General features: G+C 63.5%; 18 protein-coding genes and 1 tRNA gene. 13 read left to right on the forward strand and 6 right to left on the reverse strand.

Annotated features, from left to right (window positions below):
• Positions 1-70 precede the first annotated feature (70 nt).
• Positions 71-146: transfer RNA gene (locus tag ACFFNA_RS05590), tRNA-Ala, on the reverse strand.
• Positions 147-318: 172 nt separating this feature from the next.
• Complete coding sequence (locus ACFFNA_RS05595; protein WP_109665797.1) at positions 319-708, reverse strand: TIGR02300 family protein; 390 nt, start codon at positions 706-708, stop codon at positions 319-321.
• A gap of 206 nt (positions 709-914) precedes the next feature.
• Between ACFFNA_RS05595 and aroA the strand changes: the two genes are divergently transcribed.
• From aroA to ACFFNA_RS05615, 4 genes are all read left to right on the forward strand, one after another.
• Entirely contained in the window at positions 915-2,273 is a 1,359-nt protein-coding gene (aroA, locus tag ACFFNA_RS05600) for a 3-phosphoshikimate 1-carboxyvinyltransferase (protein WP_378916333.1), read from the forward strand.
• 116 nt (positions 2,274-2,389) lie between these two features.
• Positions 2,390-3,040, forward strand: a complete 651-nt coding sequence (gene cmk / locus ACFFNA_RS05605; RefSeq protein WP_111544914.1) for a (d)CMP kinase — start codon at positions 2,390-2,392, stop codon at positions 3,038-3,040.
• A 208-nt stretch (positions 3,041-3,248) separates the two neighbouring features.
• Positions 3,249-4,946, forward strand: coding sequence for a 30S ribosomal protein S1 (rpsA, locus tag ACFFNA_RS05610; protein ID WP_008872513.1), 1,698 nt, complete (start codon positions 3,249-3,251; stop codon positions 4,944-4,946).
• A gap of 228 nt (positions 4,947-5,174) precedes the next feature.
• On the forward strand, positions 5,175-6,941 hold the full coding sequence (locus ACFFNA_RS05615; RefSeq protein WP_378916337.1) for a hypothetical protein: 1,767 nt from the start codon (positions 5,175-5,177) through the stop codon (positions 6,939-6,941).
• Here the strand turns inward: ACFFNA_RS05615 and ACFFNA_RS05620 are convergent.
• The 3 genes from ACFFNA_RS05620 to ACFFNA_RS05630 form a co-directional block, all read right to left on the reverse strand.
• The gene (locus ACFFNA_RS05620; RefSeq protein ID WP_111544916.1) at positions 6,926-7,633 is read right to left on the reverse strand and encodes an SDR family NAD(P)-dependent oxidoreductase; all 708 of its coding nucleotides are present in this window, start codon (positions 7,631-7,633) and stop codon (positions 6,926-6,928) included. The genes ACFFNA_RS05615 and ACFFNA_RS05620 overlap by 16 nt on opposite strands.
• A 190-nt stretch (positions 7,634-7,823) precedes the next feature.
• Positions 7,824-9,425, reverse strand: coding sequence for a 5-guanidino-2-oxopentanoate decarboxylase (locus tag ACFFNA_RS05625; RefSeq protein ID WP_378916339.1), 1,602 nt, complete (start codon positions 9,423-9,425; stop codon positions 7,824-7,826).
• On the reverse strand, positions 9,422-10,270 hold the full coding sequence (locus ACFFNA_RS05630; protein WP_111544918.1) for a dimethylarginine dimethylaminohydrolase family protein: 849 nt from the start codon (positions 10,268-10,270) through the stop codon (positions 9,422-9,424). The genes ACFFNA_RS05625 and ACFFNA_RS05630 overlap by 4 nt, the downstream gene beginning before the upstream one ends.
• Positions 10,271-10,488: 218 nt before the next feature.
• Between ACFFNA_RS05630 and ACFFNA_RS05635 the strand changes: the two genes are divergently transcribed.
• The 8 genes from ACFFNA_RS05635 (at position 10,489) to ACFFNA_RS05670 (ending at position 17,249) form a co-directional block, all read left to right on the forward strand.
• Complete coding sequence (locus tag ACFFNA_RS05635; protein WP_378916342.1) at positions 10,489-11,304, forward strand: ABC transporter ATP-binding protein; 816 nt, start codon at positions 10,489-10,491, stop codon at positions 11,302-11,304.
• A gap of 55 nt (positions 11,305-11,359) precedes the next feature.
• A complete protein-coding gene (locus tag ACFFNA_RS05640; RefSeq protein WP_378916344.1) occupies positions 11,360-12,154 on the forward strand; it encodes a transporter substrate-binding domain-containing protein in 795 nt (264 codons plus the stop codon).
• A 142-nt stretch (positions 12,155-12,296) separates the two neighbouring features.
• On the forward strand, positions 12,297-13,010 hold the full coding sequence (locus ACFFNA_RS05645) for an ABC transporter permease (RefSeq protein WP_378916412.1): 714 nt from the start codon (positions 12,297-12,299) through the stop codon (positions 13,008-13,010).
• Positions 13,010-13,819: an ABC transporter permease gene (locus tag ACFFNA_RS05650; RefSeq protein WP_111544920.1), complete on the forward strand. Its 810-nt coding sequence runs from the start codon at positions 13,010-13,012 to the stop codon at positions 13,817-13,819. Before ACFFNA_RS05645 ends, ACFFNA_RS05650 begins: the two co-directional genes overlap by 1 nt.
• 138 nt (positions 13,820-13,957) lie before the next feature.
• Positions 13,958-14,959, forward strand: coding sequence for an Ldh family oxidoreductase (locus ACFFNA_RS05655; RefSeq protein ID WP_378916347.1), 1,002 nt, complete (start codon positions 13,958-13,960; stop codon positions 14,957-14,959).
• Between the two features lie 242 nt (positions 14,960-15,201).
• The gene (locus tag ACFFNA_RS05660; RefSeq protein WP_111544922.1) at positions 15,202-15,483 is read left to right on the forward strand and encodes a hypothetical protein; all 282 of its coding nucleotides are present in this window, start codon (positions 15,202-15,204) and stop codon (positions 15,481-15,483) included.
• Between the two features lie 230 nt (positions 15,484-15,713).
• Entirely contained in the window at positions 15,714-16,166 is a 453-nt protein-coding gene (locus tag ACFFNA_RS05665; RefSeq protein ID WP_378916349.1) for a DoxX family protein, read from the forward strand.
• A gap of 105 nt (positions 16,167-16,271) precedes the next feature.
• Positions 16,272-17,249: a complex I NDUFA9 subunit family protein gene (locus ACFFNA_RS05670; RefSeq protein WP_378916351.1), complete on the forward strand. Its 978-nt coding sequence runs from the start codon at positions 16,272-16,274 to the stop codon at positions 17,247-17,249.
• A gap of 153 nt (positions 17,250-17,402) precedes the next feature.
• Here the strand turns inward: ACFFNA_RS05670 and ACFFNA_RS05675 are convergent, their stop codons facing one another.
• Positions 17,403-18,770, reverse strand: a complete 1,368-nt coding sequence (locus tag ACFFNA_RS05675) for a cytochrome P450 (protein ID WP_378916353.1) — start codon at positions 18,768-18,770, stop codon at positions 17,403-17,405.
• 212 nt (positions 18,771-18,982) lie between these two features.
• Here ACFFNA_RS05675 and ACFFNA_RS05680 point away from each other — a divergent pair, with 212 nt between their 5' ends.
• Positions 18,983-19,552 carry an NADPH-dependent FMN reductase gene (locus ACFFNA_RS05680; protein WP_378916355.1) on the forward strand — a complete coding sequence of 190 codons (570 nt, stop codon included), beginning with the start codon at positions 18,983-18,985 and terminating at the stop codon, positions 19,550-19,552.
• Positions 19,553-19,575 lie beyond the last annotated feature (23 nt).

A 19,575-nucleotide genomic window follows, 5' to 3' on the forward strand; every position in this document is an offset into this window, starting at 1 on the left:
GGACCACGTTCGTAGAATAGAGTCTTGAAATCAAAGGGCTTCTAGGAAAATCAACGACCTAGAGAGAACTTGGTGGAGCCAATCGGAATCGAACCGACGACCTCTTGAATGCCATTCAAGCGCTCTCCCAACTGAGCTATGGCCCCACTTCCGGCAGTCAACCGGCGCCGTTTCCGGCGAAGAGATCCGGCGCGGGTTGGAGACCGCGCCGTTAGTGCAGGCGGCTTCTAACCCCGCCTTTCGTCAATATCAAGCCTTCAAGAGCCGCTTTTTCTTCACAGGCCACGAAAGCCTGCAAACGCCTGGTTTGAAGGTCGATCAGACCTCGTCGTCGTCGTCACCAACGCCGATCATGTCGGCGACGTCGTCATCTTCTTCCTCTTCGTCGGCAAGGAAGGTGTCATCCTCGTCGTCGCCGAGGTCGACGTCGTCCTCGTCGTCGCCAAGATCCGGCAGGTCGTCGGCCTTGACGTCCTCGTCGGCCTCTTCGAGCGAGACGACCTCAACGCCCTCTTCTTCCTCGGCGTCCACTTCCTTCTCGGCCACTTCCTCTTCCTCCTCGAGGGCGGCGATCTTGCCTTCCTCGAAATAGGAACGCGGATAGGTCTTGCCCGTGTAGGGCGAGACGATCGGGTCCTTGTTCAGGTCGTAGAATTTTCGGCCCGTCTCCGGGTCGATGCGTTTTGTGCCAAGTTCGGTTTTTGCCACGGCAAGCCTCGTCAATAAAAGAGTGGTCCCCTTAACCACAGTTTGCAGCGCTGTCAAAGCGAAAAGCCGGCGTCACAAAACCATGCAATGAAAGGCCTCGCGTCGATGACGACCATGGGGGATGACCATTTCGGCCCGCCGTGATACGAGACCGCCGCAACAAATGAAAAGCGCCGGCCCGCCGGCATTCCGTCCAGGGAAATTCCATGTCTCACGCCGCCGCCCCAAAGTCGGCCACCGCCCGCAAATCATCAGCCCTTGCCGGCACCGCCCGCGTGCCGGGCGACAAATCGATCTCGCACCGCTCCTTCATGTTCGGCGGCCTCGCCTCCGGCGAGACCCGCATCACCGGCCTGCTTGAGGGCGAGGACGTGATGCGCACCGGTGCGGCCATGAAGGCGATGGGCGCGCATATCGAGAAGCGCGGCGCCGAATGGGTGATCCGCGGCACCGGCAACGGCGCGCTGCTGCAGCCGGAAGGCCCGCTCGATTTCGGCAATGCCGGCACCGGCTCGCGGCTGACCATGGGCCTGGTCGGCACCTATGACATGGAAACGACGTTCATCGGCGACGCCTCGCTGTCGGGCCGGCCGATGGGCCGCGTGCTCGAACCCTTGCGCCAGATGGGCGTGCAGGTGCTGAAGGCGACGCCGGGCGACCGCATGCCGATCACGCTGCATGGGCCCAAGCATGCCGCACCGATCACCTACCGCGTGCCGATGGCCTCGGCGCAGGTGAAGTCGGCGGTGCTGCTGGCCGGCTTGAACACGCCGGGCATCACCACCGTCATCGAGCCTGTCATGACGCGCGACCACACCGAAAAGATGCTGAAAGGCTTTGGCGCCAATCTGTCGGTCGAGACCGATGAACGCGGCGTGCGCCATATTTTCATCGAAGGCCAGGGCAAGCTGACTGGCCAGACGATCGCGGTGCCTGGCGACCCGTCCTCGGCCGGCTTCCCGCTGGTGGCCGCACTGATCGTGCCGGGTTCCGACATCGTCATCGAAAACGTGCTGATGAACCCGACCCGCACCGGCCTGCTTTTGACGCTGCAGGAAATGGGCGGCAAGATCGACATCCTCAACCCGCGCAATGCCGGCGGCGAGGATGTCGCCGATCTGCGCGTGCGCTACTCCGAGTTGAAGGGGGTCACCGTGCCGCCCGAACGGGCGCCGTCGATGATCGACGAATATCCCGTGCTCGCCGTCGCTGCCAGCTTCGCCGAGGGCGAAACGCTGATGCAGGGGCTGGAAGAGCTGCGGGTGAAGGAATCCGACCGGCTGTCGGCGGTCGCCAATGGGCTGAAGCTCAACGGCGTCGACTGCACCGAGGGCGAAGCATCGCTTGCGGTGCGCGGCAGACCGGGCGGCAAAGGCCTCGGCGGTCATCCCAACGGCCAGGACACGACCGTGCAGACCCATCTCGACCACCGCATCGCCATGAGCTTTCTGGTCATGGGGCTGGCGACAGAAAAGCCGGTCACCATCGACGATCAGGCGATGATCGCGACCAGTTTTCCGGAATTCATGGGGCTGATGAAGGGGCTGGGCGCGGAGATTGGGTAACGGTTGATGGCAATCGCAACCCTGGGAGATTGGGGCCAAACTAGAACGTCGGAGGGACAGCGCCCCCCTCTGTCCGGATCGTTGCCCTTTTCGGGTTCGGACATGGTGGGCCACCGATGACACACGTCTTCACCATCGCCATCGACGGCCCCGCCGGCGCCGGAAAAGGCACGCTGGCCCGCCGGCTCGCCGACCACTACCGGCTGAACCTGCTCGACACCGGCCTCACCTATCGTGCGGTGGCCTACGCGCTGATCCAGCACGCACTGCCGCTCGAGAATGTCTCGGCGGCCGAAACCGCAGCGCGCCAGGTCGATCTGGCGAAGCTCGACCGGGCGGTGCTATCAGCGCATGCGGTCGGCGAGGCGGCCTCGAAGGTCGCGGTGTTTCCTTCCGTGCGGCGCATCCTGGTGGAAAAGCAGCGCGAATTCGCCAAGACGCCGCCAGGCGCGGTGCTCGACGGCCGCGACATCGGCACCGTCGTCTGCCCCGACGCCGACATAAAACTCTATGTGACGGCGAGCGCCGAGGTGCGGGCACGACGCCGGCTGGCCGAGATCGAGAGCATCGGCGGCACCGCTGATTTCACCGAAATCCTCGCCGATATCGTGCGCCGCGACGAGCGCGACATGGGCCGCGCCGACTCTCCGCTGAAGCCGGCCGTAGACGCGCACTTGCTTGATACCAGCGAAATGGCTATAGAAGCCGCGTTTCTTGCGGCCATGGCGATCATCGACGACGTCTTAGCCAAGAGAAACAAGGCCTGAGTCGGGTTTTTCCCTCGTGTTTCCGTTGTCGGAGGCGAAGAAAATACCCATATCGGGCACGAACCAGCCTGCCAGCATTCTTCATGCGCCGGAATTGCCGCTTAAAGAGCGGCCCAGGGCTTTTGTAGCCCGGAACGTCGGCAGGCCAACGCAACGCTAACCCACGGCGCCCGTCCCGCGACAGAAGCGGGGCATTCCAGGAGAAACAATGTCAGCTGCAAATCCCACTCGCGACGATTTCGCGAGCCTGCTCGAAGAATCATTTACCGCCGGCCATTCCGGCGAAGGCCAGGTCGTCAAGGGCACGATCACCGCGATCGAAAAAGACATGGCCATCATCGACGTCGGCCTCAAGGTCGAAGGCCGCGTGCCGCTGAAGGAATTCGGCGTCAAGGGCAAGGACACCACCCTCAAGGTCGGTGACACCGTCGAAGTCTATGTCGAGCGCATCGAGAACGCGCTTGGCGAAGCGATGCTTTCCCGTGAGAAGGCCCGCCGCGAAGAGAGTTGGGTCCGCCTCGAAGAGAAGTTCACCAAGGGTGAGCGCGTCGAAGGCGTCATCTTCAACCAGGTCAAGGGCGGCTTCACCGTCGACCTCGACGGCGCCGTGGCCTTCCTGCCGCGCAGTCAGGTCGATATCCGCCCGATCCGCGACGTCTCCCCGCTGATGCACAACCCGCAGCCCTTCGAGATCCTCAAGATGGATCGCCGCCGCGGCAACATCGTGGTGTCGCGCCGCACCGTGCTCGAGGAGAGCCGCGCCGAACAGCGTTCGGAAATCGTGCAGAACCTCGAAGAAGGCCAGGTTGTCGAAGGCGTCGTCAAGAACATCACCGACTACGGTGCGTTCGTCGACCTCGGCGGCATCGACGGCCTGCTGCATGTCACCGACATGGCATGGCGCCGCGTCAACCATCCGACCGAAATCCTCAACATCGGTCAGACGGTCAAGGTGCAGATCATCCGCATCAACCAGGAAACCCACCGCATCTCGCTCGGCATGAAGCAGCTCGAGAGCGATCCGTGGTCCGAGATCGGCACCAAATTCCCGATCGGCAAGAAGATCAAGGGTACCGTCACCAACATCACCGACTACGGCGCGTTCGTTGAGCTGGAGCCGGGCATCGAAGGCCTCATCCACGTTTCGGAAATGTCGTGGACCAAAAAGAACGTGCATCCCGGCAAGATCCTGTCGACGACCCAGGAAGTCGACGTGGTGGTGCTCGAGGTCGATCCGGCCAAGCGCCGCATCTCGCTCGGCCTCAAGCAGACGCTCGAGAACCCGTGGCAGGCTTTTGCCAGTAGCCATCCGGTCGGCAGCCAGGTCGAGGGCGAGGTCAAGAACAAGACCGAGTTCGGCCTGTTCATCGGCCTCGAAGGCGACGTGGACGGCATGGTCCACCTCTCCGACCTCGACTGGACCCGTCCGGGCGAGCAGGTCATCGAAGAGTACAATCGCGGCGACATGGTCAAGGCGCAGGTGCTCGACGTCGACATCGACAAGGAGCGCATCTCGCTCGGCATCAAGCAGCTGGCCAAGGATACGGTCGGCGAAGCGGCGACTTCGGGCGAACTGCGCAAGAACGCGGTCGTCACCTGTGAAGTCATCGGCGTCAAGGATGGCGGTCTGGAAGTGCGGCTGGTCGACAGCGGCATCGAGACCTTCATCAAGCGTTCCGATCTGAGCCGTGACCGCGACGAGCAGCGCCCCGAGCGCTTCACCGTCGGCCAGAAGGTCGACGCCCGCGTCATCGCCTTCGACAAGAAGACCCGCAAGCTGCAGGTCTCGATCAAGGCGCTGGAAATCGCCGAAGAGAAGGAAGCGGTCGCCCAGTACGGCTCGACCGACTCCGGCGCTTCGCTGGGCGACATCCTGGGTGCCGCGCTGAAGAAGCAGGGCAGCTAAGCATCTGCCCCCACCGCCTTGCGCGGTGGTCAGTTCAAACCCCGCCGGAGCGATCCGGCGGGGTTTTTCTTTACGGTAAGATAAACTTCCTCGCGTATTTGCCAGTGGTCCGAGGGGAGGCTTTCCATGCGCAATGGCGACGATTGTCCCGCTACGGGCTCTTCGTGGTTGCAACGACTTTACACCAGGTCACCGGCCTTGTTCTGCTTTTGCGGAATGGCGATCTTGATGACGGTGCTCTGGTCCCTGGGCTTCCAGCTCAACGGCGACGTGGACGACCTCGTCAAACTGCATGAAGTCCGTACCTTGCTTGAAACGGGCAACATCTTCGACCGGACGCTGCCCGGTGTTGCCCAGCCAGAGCCCTATGTCTCGCATTGGCCATGGATCGTGGACCTGCCCTATGCCGCCTTCGCGCGCCTGCTGATGCCGCTTGCCGGCTTCGAGCCGGCGCTGATGCTGGCAAGCTTTGCCGTCCCGCTGCTGCTGCTTGCGCCCGCGCTCTATTTCTACAATCGGCTGGTAATCGCTATGGGCTTTGCCAACCCGGCCGTTGCATTGCCGCTGGCTCTGATCTTTGCCGCGCGCAGCATTTTCGAATACGCTCCGGGACGGATCGACTACCACAATCTGCAAATACTGCTTCTGCTCGCGGCCCTGGTTTTGATGTTGTCGCAGAACCGCTTCGCTGCCTTCATCAACGGGCTGCTGGCGGCCTTGGCTCTTGCCATCAGCGCCGAGTTCGCGCCGTTCTATGCGCTGGTGATGGCGGTCTATGCCGTTGACTGGATCTTCGGCCGCGAACAGGGTGCAGACAGGATCGTAGGCTTTGGGCTGGCATTGGCCCTAGGTGGGGTCGGCCTGTTTGCCACGATCGTGCCGCCTTCAGCCTATTTCGCCGTCAAATGCGACACCTATTCGGCGCCGCATGTGACGGCACTGGTCGCGGCCGGGCTTTCATTTGCCGTGGTGCCTTTGCTTGTCGGCCGGCGCGGCGGATGGGCGACGCGGGCGGCAATTTTGCTGGTGTTCGCGGCCGCCAGCGCGGTGGCGCTGGTGTTGTTGTTCCCGCACTGCGTGGCCGGCCCTTATGCTTCGCTCGACGCCTATGTACGCGACAACATGCTCAACAGGATCCCTCAGGAACTGAGCCTGTTTCGACGCCCTGATTTCGTTCTGTCAGGCAGCTTTCCCAGCATGGCGTTGCTGTTCGTCGGCGCGCTCGCCCCGGCGGTCATCTGCCTCAATCCGCAGAGCCGAAGCCGGCCGCTCGTCATCCTGGCGCTGTTCTCGCTGCTCGCGCTGGCGCTGGCGATCGGCTACTTCCGCTACTTTCGCTATCTTCCGGTTTTTTCCGGCATCGGTCTGACCTTCGTATTGGCGAGTTTCCTGCCACCAGATGCGGGACAGGGGCGCTATTTGAAATCGCACGTGCCAACGGCATCGCCAAGATACGCGTTGATCCTGCCCGGTCTCGTCTTGTCCGTGGCGATGGCGCTATACCAGCTGTCGGCAAGGCCATCCCATGCAGCCATTCCAGCCGCCGAGTTTGCCGACAGTTGCGATCTCAGGCATTTTGAGCAGCGACAGGGTTGGCCGGCAGGCGCCGTCGTTCTTACGCCACCGTTGATCGGAGCGCATTTTCTCGCTCTTGCCGAAGGTCCCAAGGTGGTGACAATCCCCAACCACCCGTCGGCTCAAGGTATCGAACGGAGCTATCGCTTCCTTGATCCCTCGACCGCCGATCCGCGCGCGTTTCTCGATGCGTCCAAGGCGACGCATGTTGCGCTTTGCGGGTGGAGAGGCCCACCGTCGCCACATCTCGAAACCGCCTATCCATTCGCGGCGGCGCTGATGGAGGGGCACCCGCCGTCATGGCTCAGGGAGTGTCCGACGGATGCTTCCTCGCCGCTGCGGCTCTACAGCTACCGCAATGCCGATGGATCGGACGCCACCTGCCCTGTTTCGACGGCTTCTGCTCAGGCCCTGCCGTAAAGCGGCACCAGCGTTCCGCTCATCGCCTGATTGGCTGGCGAGGCGAGATAGGCGATGGCTTCGGCGGCTGCTTCGAGACTGACCCATTTGGTGACATCGGCATCCGGCATATCGGCGCGGTTTGCCGGCGTATCAAGCGTCGATGGCGCAACGGCATTGACCAGGATGCCCTTGCCTTTCAACTCCTCGGCCATCGCCACCGTCATCGCCGCCACCGCGGCCTTGCTGGCGGCATAGGCGACCATGCCGGCGCCGCGCCGTGGGTCGAGCCCGGCGCGCGCAGTGACATTGACGATGCGGCCCGCGACGTCCGACGCCAGCATCGAGCGCACCGCCGCGCGGCAGCACAGGAAGGTGGTGCTTGCATTGGTGTCCATCATCTCGGCAAAGGACGCCGACTCGATCTTTTCCACCGGCGCCGCTGTGAAGCCGCCGGCCAAGTGGATCGAACCCCACAGACCTGGAACCTGGCTGTAGAACGCCTCGACCTTGGCGGAGTCCGAGAGATCGACATTGTGCACCAGCTTGACACGGTCATGCTCGGTAAAGGGGAAATGCCCGGGCGCCGCTGCATGGGCATTGGGCACATGGCAGATCGCGCCTTCACTCAGCAGTTTGCCGACGACTGCACCACCGAGCGCCCCGGTGCCTCCGGTCACGACAATATGCCTGCCTTCAAGTGTTTCCGTCATCCTGGACCGCTCCTGTCATATTTTTATGATTATGTCGCTTGTTAGCCGCCCGACGCAGAGCGTCGCGCCTTTCGCACGATCACTCAACTGATATCTCGACATGGCAGTTGTTGCGTCTTTGCATGTGTAGGCCGCCAGCCAGCCGGGTCCATGCCAGGCTGAGACGTGAAGCACGTTGCGCCGCCACTCTTCAGTCGACTGTGATTTCGATGACGCGCGGCAGACCGGTTGCCCGGGCGCGTTTCAACGCGTCCGCCAGAGCGTCGATATCGGCAAGCCGTTCGGCGCCAAGGCCATAGGCTTCGGCCAGCTTGCAGAAATCCGGCGGCGCCGGCGACACGCCGACCGGCTCGACGCCAACATCGAGCATCGAGGTTTCGATCTCGCGGTAGCCACGATTGTTCCAGACGACGAAGATGACCGGCGCCTGGGCATCAAGTGCGGCGCCCAGTTCCGGCAGCGTGAACTGGAAGCCGCCGTCACCCGTGAGACAGACCACCGGCGCATCGGGCACTGCAAGGGCGGCGCCGATCGCCGCCGGCGGGCCGTAGCCGAGCGCGCCGAAGCCGGTGGCGGCATTGAACCAGCCGCCGGGACGGTCATGATCGTAGTAGAGGTTGGCGGCATAGATCGGCTGTGTCGAATCGCCGACGATGAGCGCGCCCGGCAATGCGTCGCGGATCACCTCCACGGCGCGCACCTGCGCCTGCAGCGTCGGACTGATCTCGGCAAAAGCCGCTTCCCGTGCAGCGGCGGCGCGCGACGGGCCGCCCTCGCTTGCCGGGACATGGCTGGTTTCCAGGAGCAGCGCTTCGAGCGCCTCGGCGCAATCGGCCCGAATCGAAACCGTCGCCGGGCGGCGGGCAAGCTGGTCTGCGCCGATATCGATGCGGATCAGATTGGCGGGCAGGACGAAACCGCCATCGCTGTAGCCATCATAGTCGGTCGGGCCGAATTCGGTGCCGGCGGCAATGACCAGATCCGCCTCAGTCATCAACGCCCGCACTGTCTTCAGGCTGGGGCTGGCCGGCACGCAAAGCGGATGGGCATGCAGGAGGCCGCGCGCATTGGCGGTCTCGACGACCGGCGCTCCCAGTCGTTCGGCCAGACGCCGCAATGGCGCTTCGGCGCGTTTGGCGCCGCCGCCGGCCAGGATCAGCGGACGGCGCGCGGCGGCGATGAGTTTGGCCGCGCTGGCAATTGCCGCGCCGTCCGGCGCGGGTGGCGCTGCATTGCTCAGCATGGCAGCGATGCCATCCGCCGGCTTGACCATGACGTCGGTCGGGATTTCGATATGCACCGGACCGGGCCGGGCCGATGAAAACAGCGCGAAGGCCTGTGCCAGCGCGCCGGGCAATTCACCAGCCTCGGTGACCCGCTGCGAAGACAGCGCCACCTTCTCCATCATGCCGCGCTGGTCGGGCAGTTCATGCAGATGGCCGAGGCCCTTGCCCAGCGTCGGGGTGGCGTTGACGCCTGAGATCACCAGCATCGGCACCGAATCGGCGCGCGCCTGTCCCATGGCGGTGATGGTGTTGGTCAGCCCCGGTCCGGTGATGACGAAGGCGACGCCCGGCCTGCCGCTGGCGCGCGCATAGCCGTCGGCCATGAAGCCGGCGCCCTGCTCATGGCGCGGCGTGACATGGCGGATCTTCGAGCGCGCCAGCCCCCGGTAGAGTTCGACCGTGTGCACGCCGGGAATGCCGAAGACCGTGTCGACGCCATGGGCTTCGAGCAGCGAAATGAGCGCCTCGCCGACGGTCGTCCCAATGGTGGTCCCAACGGTGGTCATTGGCGCAGCACCGGGCGTGTCAGGCAGGTCGGGCCACCCTCGCAAGCGATGCAGAGCGCATCCGCCTCGAAGGTGGAAACCGTGCAGCCGGCCGCCTGCATGGCAGCCGCCGTCCTGGGAAAGCCGGCGACGGCGATCACCTGGCGCGGCGCCGTCGGCAGCACATTGAGGCTGAGCCCGCTGGAAGCATGGAACTCATCGGCATCGCCCTCGACCAGCGTGATGCCGCGCCCCTTCAGCATCTGGTAGAAGGCGGCCGGCAGCAGCGGCGCGTAGACCAGCGCCAGATCGTCGGCAAGCGGACTGATCACCGACATCAGGTGCAGGCAGGCTTCCTCGCCGTGCCAGAGCGGCAGATCGAAGCCAAAAACCGAAATGCCTTTCGGCGAAAGCAGATTTGAAAGCTGCTGGATGCCATCCTGGTTGGTGCGCACGCCACGGCCGACGGCCAGCGTGTTTGCATCCACCCAGACGCAGTCGCCGCCTTCCACCTGGCCCGGATCATCGATGCGGCCGAGGATGGGAATGCCCAGGCGTTTGTAAGCTGCTTCGTGCAGGCCCGGTTCAGCCCGGCGCAGCGCTTTGCCCATTGCAAGAATGATCGCGCCGTGATCGGTCATCAGCGACGGATCATGGGTGAAGACCGAATCGGCCAGCCCGTCATCGGCATCCGTCAGCCATTCGACCTCGGCGCCGGAGGCCGAAACCAGCTGCGTCAATCGCTCATGCTGGGCAGTGGCCTTTCCCGGCTCAAAGCCCGGGCCGTAGTGCCATTCCTGCGCCCTGGCATCACGCATGGCGCCGGCGGCGGACCGCATAAGCACGCGTTTCAGCGGTCCGGCCATGGATTGCGACCCGTATGATTTGCCCACTAAATTCTCCCGAGACGTCCGTTGCCGCCACTAACCACTACAGCAAGCTGTGATCAATAGTCCAAAAACCATGGTTGACGGAGGCAAGCGGAACGGTCCATCTTGAGAACGGGAACTCTGTCCAGTGACGGGTAAATGGGTAAAAGATACCAGCAGCGACGAGCTCGACCACTCCGCGGAGCGTCGAAGGGATGATGGCGCAAGGCGCCGCGTCCGTACTGAAACACACGGCGCAAGACGGCGCCGCCGAAGCCATCCATGTCGAGAACCTGCACAAGAGGTTCGGTGAGCTGCATGTGCTGAAGGGCGTCTCGCTGTCGGCGCGCGACGGCGAGGTCATCGCCATCATCGGCGGCTCAGGCTCGGGCAAATCGACACTGCTGCGCTGCATCAACTGCCTGGAGAACCCGACCAGCGGCATCATCCGCGTCAATGGCGAGGAGATCAAGCTGAAGGCGGACAGCCACGGCCACACAGTTCCGGCCGACCGCAAGCAGATCGAGCGCATCCGCTCCAAGCTCGGCATGGTGTTCCAGAACTTCAACCTGTGGAGCCACATGACGCTGATCGAGAACGTCATCGAGGTTCCCGTGCATGTGCTTGGCGTCAAGCGCGACGTGGCGATCAGCGAGGCCGAGAAGCTGCTCGCCCGCGTCGGCCTCGCCGAAAAGCGCGACGTCTATCCGGCCTATCTGTCGGGCGGCCAGCAGCAGCGCGCCGCGATCGCGCGGGCGCTGGCCATCAATCCGCGCGTCATGCTGTTCGACGAGCCGACCTCGGCGCTCGACCCCGAGCTGGTCGGCGAGGTGCTGAAGGTGATCGGCGACCTGGCGCGCGAAGGCCGCACCATGGTGCTGGTCACCCACGAGATGAAGTTCGCCCGCGAGGTCGCGACGCATGTCGTCTATCTCTACAATGGATTGGTCGAGGAAGAAGGACCGCCGGAGCAGATCTTCGGCGCGCCCAGATCCGAAAGGCTCAAGCAGTTCATCCGCAACATCGGCTAGGACAGGCCGAGACGGAAGAAAACCGGGAACCAACAACAAACTGGGAGTCGTGAAAATGAAGACTGTTCTGAAGACATTTGCCGCAGCGCTGCTGCTGGGCGTCGCTGCCATGGGAGTGGCCAAGGCCGATCCGGTCAAGATCGGCGTCGCCGCCGAACCCTATCCGCCCTTCACCTCGCCGGATGCTTCGGGCAAGTGGGTTGGCTGGGAGATCGATTTCATCGACGCCGTCTGCGCCGAAGAGAAGCTCGACTGCGTCATCACCCCGGTTGCCTGGGACGGCATCATTCCGGCGCTGACGACAAAGAAGATCGACGTCATCGCCAGCTCGATGTCGATCACCGCCGAGCGCAAGAAGACGATCGACTTCTCCGACAAATATTACAACACGCCAACCGCGATCATCGGCCCCAAGGACCAGAAATTCGGCCCGGCGCCCGCGGACCTCAAGGGCAAGGTCGTCGGGGTTCAGGTGTCGACCGTGCATGCCGTCTACGCCAAGAAGCACTTCACCGAGGCATCCGAGATCAAGGAGTACCAGACCCAGGACGAAGCCAACCAGGATCTTGCCGCCGGCCGTCTCGACGCGGTGCAGGCCGATTCGATCGCGCTTGGCGAATTCCTCAAGTCGGACCAGGGCAAGGCGTGCTGCGATCTCAAGGGCATGGTGGCTCCGGACGATGACGTGCTCGGACCGGGCGTCGGTGCCGGCGTGCGCAAGGAGGACACCGACCTGAAGGATAAGATCAACGCCGGCATCAAGGCCATCCGCGCCAACGGCAAGTATGACGAGATCTCGAAGAAGTACTTCGATTTCGATATTTACGGCGGCCCGACGCAGTCGAACTGACATCGTCCACGCATAAGCCAAAACCGCACGGCATCTCGTCGTGCGGTTTCGCCGAAACCGCTGACGAGAATTGACAGCGGCTGACGCCAGCAATCCGGGGGCGACGCTGATCGACGCATTTCTTTCGGCCTCCGCGGCCGGCATCATCGAGCTTCTCTCGCCCAACCCGCCGGGCTGGGGCCGGGCTCTTTTGGTTGGACTGCTCCATTCGATCGAGATCGCGCTGGGCGCCACGTGCCTCGGTCTTCTGATCGGCACCGGTGGCGCCTACGGCAAGCTCTATGGTGGCCCGGTGGTGCGCGATCTGCTGGCGGTCTACACCACCATCGTGCGCGCCGTGCCCGAACTGGTGCTGATCCTGCTGCTCTATTATGCCGGAACCGACCTGATCAACCAGGCGCTGACGGCAATGGGCTATCAGCGCGTCGACATCAGCGGCCTTGCCGCCGGCATCGCCGTGCTCGGCTTTGTCCAGGGCGCCTATTCGACCGAGGTGATACGCGGTGCGATCCTGGCCATTCCCCAGGGGCAAGTTGAAGCTGCCCGCGCGTATGGCATGTCTCCCGGCCTGCTGTTGCGGCGCATCACCTTGCCGGCCATGCTGCCCTTCGCCATACCGGGCCTCGCCAATCTCTGGCTGATTGCCACCAAGGACACCGCGCTGCTGGCGGTCGTCGGCTTCTATGAACTGGCGCTGGCAACACGGCAGGCTGCTGGCGTCACCAAAGCCTATTTCACCTTCTTTTTCGCCGCCGCCGTGCTCTATCTTCTGCTGTCGCTGTTTTCCAATCTGATCATCGGCCGTGTCGAGGCCTGGTCGCGGCGTGGCATGCCTTCGCTCAAGGAGGCGCGCTGATGGCCACCGAAGCCGCCATCATCAACGTCGTCGCGCGAACGTCGCTGTGGCTGCAGCCGCACCGCATCGTGCTGATCCTGATCGCGCTGGGCCTGGTCCTGGCGGCCGCCTTTTTCATGCGCTGGGACTGGCTGCCGCAGTACTATGAAATGGGACTGATCGGCATCTGGCGCTCGCTGTGGATCCTGGCCGTCACCTGCGTGCTGGGCTTCCTGCTCGCCGTGCCGCTCGGGCTGGCGCAGGCGACCGGCTCCTTCTGGTTCGCAGCACCGGCCAAGGTCTTTTGCACAGTGATCCGGGGCACGCCGCTGCTGATCCAGCTGTGGCTGCTCTACTACGGCCTCGGCTCGCTGTTTCCGCAATATCCGTGGATCCGCGAGTCGTGGATGTGGCCGTATCTCAGGCAAGCCTGGCCCTATGGCGTGCTGGCACTGACGCTGTCTTTCGCCGGTTATGAGGGCGAGGTGATGCGCGGCGCCTTTGCCGGCGTTCCCAAGGGCCAACTCGAGGCCGCCCGCGCCTTCGGCATGAGCCGCTGGAAGGCATTTCGCCGCATCTGGCTGCCGCAAGCCATCTACCGGGCGCTGCCGACGCTGACCGGTGAAACCGTGCTGCAATTGAAATCTACGCCGCTGGTGGCGACGATCAGCGTCATCGATATCTTCGCCGTTTCGTCCAAGGTGCGGCAGGACACCTACCTCACCTACGAACCCTTGCTGCTGCTGGCGCTGATCTACATGACGATCACCGGTATTCTGGTCTTCGCGTTCAGCAGGATCGAGGCGCGGATCCCCAACAAGGTTGGTTAGAGGGGAGTAGGGGAGTAGGGGAGTAGGGGAGTAGGGGAGTAGGCAGCCACTATTCACATTCACATTTCCATCCCCATTCGCTATTCACTGCTTGTTCCCCCACTCCCTTATTCCCCTATTCCCTTTAGGACCGCCATGATGCAACTCAGTCTCGACCAGGCAAAAGGACTGTGCCGGATGGCGGCGCTTGGCGCCGGCGCCAATGAGGAAGCGGCGCAATCGCTTACCGCCTCGATCATTGCCGCCGAGGCGGAAGGGCTCTCGACCGTCGGTCTGTCGCATTTCATCGATTATCTCGAGGCGCTCGAAGCCGGACGCATCGACGGCAAAGCCGATCCGGTGATCACCCGGCCGGCGCTGGCGGTCTATCTCTCCGATGCGCGCGGCGGGCTGGCGCATACCGGCTTCGACCGCACCATCGACGACCTCGCCAAGGCTGCAAAGCTGTTCGGCGTCGCCATCTTCTCGCAGAAGAACGCTTATACATGCGGCGCACTCGGTTACTTCACCGGAAGGCTGGCGGCGCAAGGGCTGGTGTCGTTCGCCGCCACCAATGGCCCAGCCGTGCTTGCCGGCTCGGGCTCGGTCAAGCCGGTCTACTGCACCAACCCGATGTCGTTTGCGGCACCCGCCGCCGACGGCGCGCCGCTGGTCATCGACCAATCGTCGAGCGCCACCGCTTTCGTCAACATCCGCAAGGCGGCCGAGGACGGCAAGAAAATACCCGAAGGTTGGGCGCTGGACGCCAGCGGCAACCCGACCACCGATCCGGCCGCCGCCATGAAAGGCGCCATGCTTGCCTTCGGCGGCCAGCGCGGTGCCAACATCGCACTGATGGTCGAAGTGCTTGCGGCGGGGCTGTCGGGCGCCAACTGGTCGCTCGACGCGCCATGGTTCAGCGGCGGACCGGACAGTCCCGGAACCGGGCTATTCGTGCTTGCCGTCGAGCCCAAGCTGCTCGATCCCGACTTCGAGCAGCGCATGAAGGACCAGCTCGACCGGCTGCGGCGGCGCTTCGGCGTGCATGTACCCGGACGGGCCCGGGCCGAAGCCGCCGAGAAGGCGCAAGCGCGGGGCATCACCGCGCCAAAGGCGGTGGTGCAGCGCATTTCCGAATTCGCAGCGCGTTATTCCTCCTAAATAATCCATTATTTATCAGCTAGTTATCTGAAATCTGCCCGCCTAGGTGGCGGTGCGGTGCAAATTTTTTTTGCGCGCCGCTGAACCTTTCCGCGCATCGCAGCGACCCAGCTTTGTCCAGGGCAAGGCGAGCTTGCCCGATCCACACCGAGGGGAACAGCAAACCGAAAGCGAAAGTCTGCTTCACGCAGAGGATGTCCCTTTGCGCCTCGGAAAATCAACCCAATCAAAAGGAAATTGCCATGACCAACACCAAGCTCACCATGCTGACCGCCGTCCTTCTTCTCGGCTCGTTCATGGGGGCCACCCAGGCGGCCAGTTTGCAGGCCGCGCCGGTGAAACCGTCCGCGCCCGGCGTCATCACCGCTCCGAGCGGCGGCGCCACCGAGGATCATTACTGCAAGAACGGCCATGCCAAATTCGCCAGCTGCAGCGCCGATTTCATCGCGGCTTGCAAGAAGGTCGGCGGCACCATGTCGGATGTCCAGGGCTGGGGTGGGCGTACTTGCTTCACGCCCTCCTGATACCGTCTCAGGTCAGGCCGCTCCGTCGGCCCCTGGCTTCGCATGGATGTCACCCGGAAAACCCCGCTGCGGCGGGGTTTTCTGCGTCCGCTCCATGACCTTGGAGATCGCAAGCCTCAGCGCTGCAAGGTGCGTCAATAAAACATTCTTCTAAATGTCAACTTTTGTTTATTTGACTTCGCCCAACCTGATTGGCCGTCTGCGCTGATCGGCAAAACAGAGGAGTCACAATGTCGGCAAGCACGGACAATCCCCGCAACGGCCTTATCATCCCGGTCCTCGGCAGACTGTACGCGGCCTTGCACGATGGCGCGGAAACCCTTCTTCGCGTTGTCGCCGGTGCGTTTCTCGCCATCCATGGCTCGCAGAAGATCATCAATCCTTTCGGTGCCGCCGAAATGGTCGAGGGCCTCGGCTTCTATCCCGGCGCCTTGTGGTCGTTGCTTCTGGCCTGCGCCGAATTTTTCGGCGGCATTTTCATCGCCATCGGCCTTCTGACGCGTCCGGCCGCCTTTGCTGGCCTGTTCGTGCTGCTGGTCACGGTCTGGTTCCACTGGGTCACCATGGGCCAGGGCTTTTCGGGTGCCGAGAAGTCGCTTTTGTGGGCCGCGATCCTGCTCTTCTTCGTCATTCGCGGCGGCAACCGCCACTCGGTCGACACCCGCATCGGCAAGGCGTTCTGACAAGGTCGAGACAAGGGTGACAGCGACGACGCGTCACCCTTTGCGTTCGACGCAAAACGGATTATGAAACGGCTTCAGCCAAGCTTGCGAGCGCCGGAGCCAGCCATGACCGAAATCCTGCAGACCCCAAAGCTCGTCGTCGTCTTTGGCGGGTCAGGCTTTGTCGGCCGCCATGTCGTGCGCGCGCTGGCCAAGCGCGGCTATCGCATCCGGGTCGCCTGCCGGCGGCCCGATCTTGCCGGCCACCTGCAGCCGCTCGGCAATGTCGGCCAGATCCAGCCGGTGCAGGCCAATGTGCGCGTCCGCTGGTCGGTCGATCGTGCCGTGCAGGGTGCTGACCATGTCGTCAATCTGGTCGCCATCCTGCATCAGAGCGGCCGGCAGAAGTTCTCCGCCGTGCATGAGTTCGGCGCCCGCGCGGTGGCCGAAGCGGCCCGCGCCGTCGGCGCCGGCTTCACCCACATTTCGGCGCTTGGTGCCGATCTGGACTCCGAATCGGACTACGCACGCACCAAGGCGCTTGGTGAAAAGGCCATCCTGGAGACGATCAAGGACGCCGTGATTTTCCGGCCGTCGATCATTTTCGGGCCCGAGGACAGCTTCTTCAACCGCTTCGCCAACATGGCGCGCTATTCGCCGGTGCTGCCGCTGATCGGCGGCGGCCTGACCAAGTTCCAGCCGGTCTATGTCGGCGACGTCGCCGAAGCGGTGGCGCGCTCGGTCGACGGCAAGGTCGATGGCGGCCAGATCTACGAGCTTGGCGGCCCCAAGGTGCTGACCTTCAAGGAGTGCATGGAAGAACTGCTTGACGTGATCGAGCGCAAGCGCCTGCTGGTGCCGGTGCCGTGGTGGGTGGCGAACATCCAGGCCTCGATCCTCGGCCTCTTGCCCAACCCGTTGCTGACCAAGGACCAGGTGATGCAACTGCGCGAGCACAACATCGTTTCCGAGGTGGCAGCCAAGGCCAACCGGACATTGGTCGGGCTCGGCATCCAGCCGCAGTCGATCGCCACGATCCTGCCCAGCTACCTCTGGCGCTTCCGCGCCGCCGGCCAGTTCCAGCAGCGCAAGCCCGTGGCTTAATTCGACAGTCCTAAGGTGTGTTGAGATTCAGGTCAGGCTGAGCCGAGGACGGTGGGTTCCGAGAACCGGAGCGGAGCGTCCTTAAAGTACGTGAGCACCGGAAGCGCAGGAAGCCATCGTTCGCAGGCCGGCATCACCTGAATATCAGCACACCTAACGCGGCGTGGCCTGCATCGGCAAGCCGCCCTGCGGCTGCGTGGTCAGCTTCTGCACCGGCCAGGGTTTCGTTTCGGCGGTGGTGTCGAAGCGGAAGCGCGACAGCATGATGGCGAGCGCGATGATCGCCTCCTGCATGGCGAAGCTGGCGCCGATGCAGACGCGAGGGCCCGCACCAAACGGCAGATACTGGAAGCGGTCGATCTTCTCGCGGTTTCCCGGGTGGAACCGTTCGGGCAGAAAGGCGTCGGGCCGGTCCCACAGTTTCCTGTGGCGATGGACCACCCATGGCATGACCAGCACCGCAGCGTGCTTCGGGATATAGAGATCCTTCCACATTTCCGGTTCGATCGGCTCGCGGTTGATCGACGGCGCCGGCGGATAGAGCCTGAGCGCCTCGTCGAAAGCCGCACGCGTGAACGGCATGGCATCGAGCCATTTCGTCGGATCGGGTTCGCGCGCCAGCACCTGGTCGATCTCCTGTTCGACCCTGTTGCGCTCCCACGGCGATTCCGCGAGACAGTAAAGCGTCCAACCGAGTGCGCGCGCCGTGGTCTCATGGCCGGCGCCGATGAAGGTGATGATGTTGTCCTCGACCTCCGCCCGCGTCAGCCCTTCAGGCCCCTCGGCCTTGAGCAGCAGCGTCAGGAAATCCTGCGGCACGGCATCGGGATCGCGCTTGAATTTCTCTTCGCGCATCTTGACCGTGTCGGTGACGATCTTGCGGAAATAGGCCATGGTCTTGCGACCGCGGATGTGGGTCAAACGCGGCAGCCAGTCGGGTGCGCGCAACAGGTCCAGCGGATCGACGCGGCCCATGGTCTCGAACAGGCGGTCGATCTCGTTGGCGAAACTGCCCGGCTCGCCTGATATCTCGCCGGAAAACAGCGTTTCGGCCAGGATATCGAAAGTCAGCAACGTCATGTCATGGGCGATGTCGGACGTGCCGCCCCCCTCATAGCGGGTGACGAATTCTTGCGTTCGCCTGAGCATCGGCTGGGCGAAGCCGAAGATATGGCGCGGCGTGAACACCGGCGCCATCGCCTTGCGCGAACGCTTCCAGACCTCGCCCTCGGCGGTCAGCAGGCCATCGCGCAGGATCGGCCGCAGGATCTTCTGGCGCACTGTCGCCATCTTGTAGTTCTTGGCATTGTCGACAAGCACATGGCGGATGAGGCCGGGATCGTTGGCGACGACCAGATGTCCGCCGACGCCATTCACCGAAATCCAGGGCTCGTTGTAGGTATGCTCACCCCACAGTTCGAGCGGGTTGCGGTAGACGATGCGGATCATCTCCAGCGTCGAGGGCGGCGTCGTGCGCGGCTTCGGCGCCGGGGGAACGAATGGGGCGGGCTGGACGTCCATGGAGTGCTCCGCTGATAGCTCTATGTAGTGGCTGGCAATCCAGGCGTCCATGTGACCGAACGGCAGACCGAAACCGCGGGCAGCCAAGACGCGAACTCAGATTGTCTGTTCATCTGATCGTGACCGCTCCGCCGACGACCTCGCCTTGTCCACCGGGACGCTCTGCCGTAGTGACAGTCACCAACAGATACTACCAATCAAAGGAGCCCCCCTTGAAGCACCAGTTGAACATCATCATCGGCAGCACGCGGCCCGGCCGTGCCGGACCGGTTTTTGCCGAGTGGCTGGAGGCATTCGCGCGCGAGCACGGGAAATTCGAACCGGTGCTGACCGACATCGCCGCGTTCAATCTGCCGGTTCTGGACGAGCCGCATCACCCTAAGCTTGGCAATTATCAGAACGACCACACCAAGGCCTGGTCGAAGGCGATCGATGCCGCCGACGCCTTCGTCTACGTGGCGCCGGAATATAATTATTTCGCCGCCCCGGCGATCATCAACGCCATCGACTATCTCGTCCGCGAATGGAAATACAAACCCGCCGCCATCCTCAGCTATGGCGGCGTCTCCGGCGGCCTGCGCGCGGCGCAAGCGCTCAAGCCGCTGCTGGCTGCGGTGGGTGTAATGCCTATCTCCGAAGGGGTTTCCTTGCCGCTCTATCAGAAACTGCTCGAGCACGACGGCACTTTCCGGGCCAGCGAGCAGGTGCAGGGCGGAGCCAAGACCATGCTGGACGAGCTGTTGCGCTGGAGCGAGGCCCTGAAGCCTATGCGGGCGGCCTGAAAGAGCCGGTTTTCGGTCCGGCT

It is taken from the genome of Mesorhizobium kowhaii (assembly GCF_042431665.1).
GTDB lineage: Bacteria > Pseudomonadota > Alphaproteobacteria > Rhizobiales > Rhizobiaceae > Mesorhizobium > Mesorhizobium kowhaii.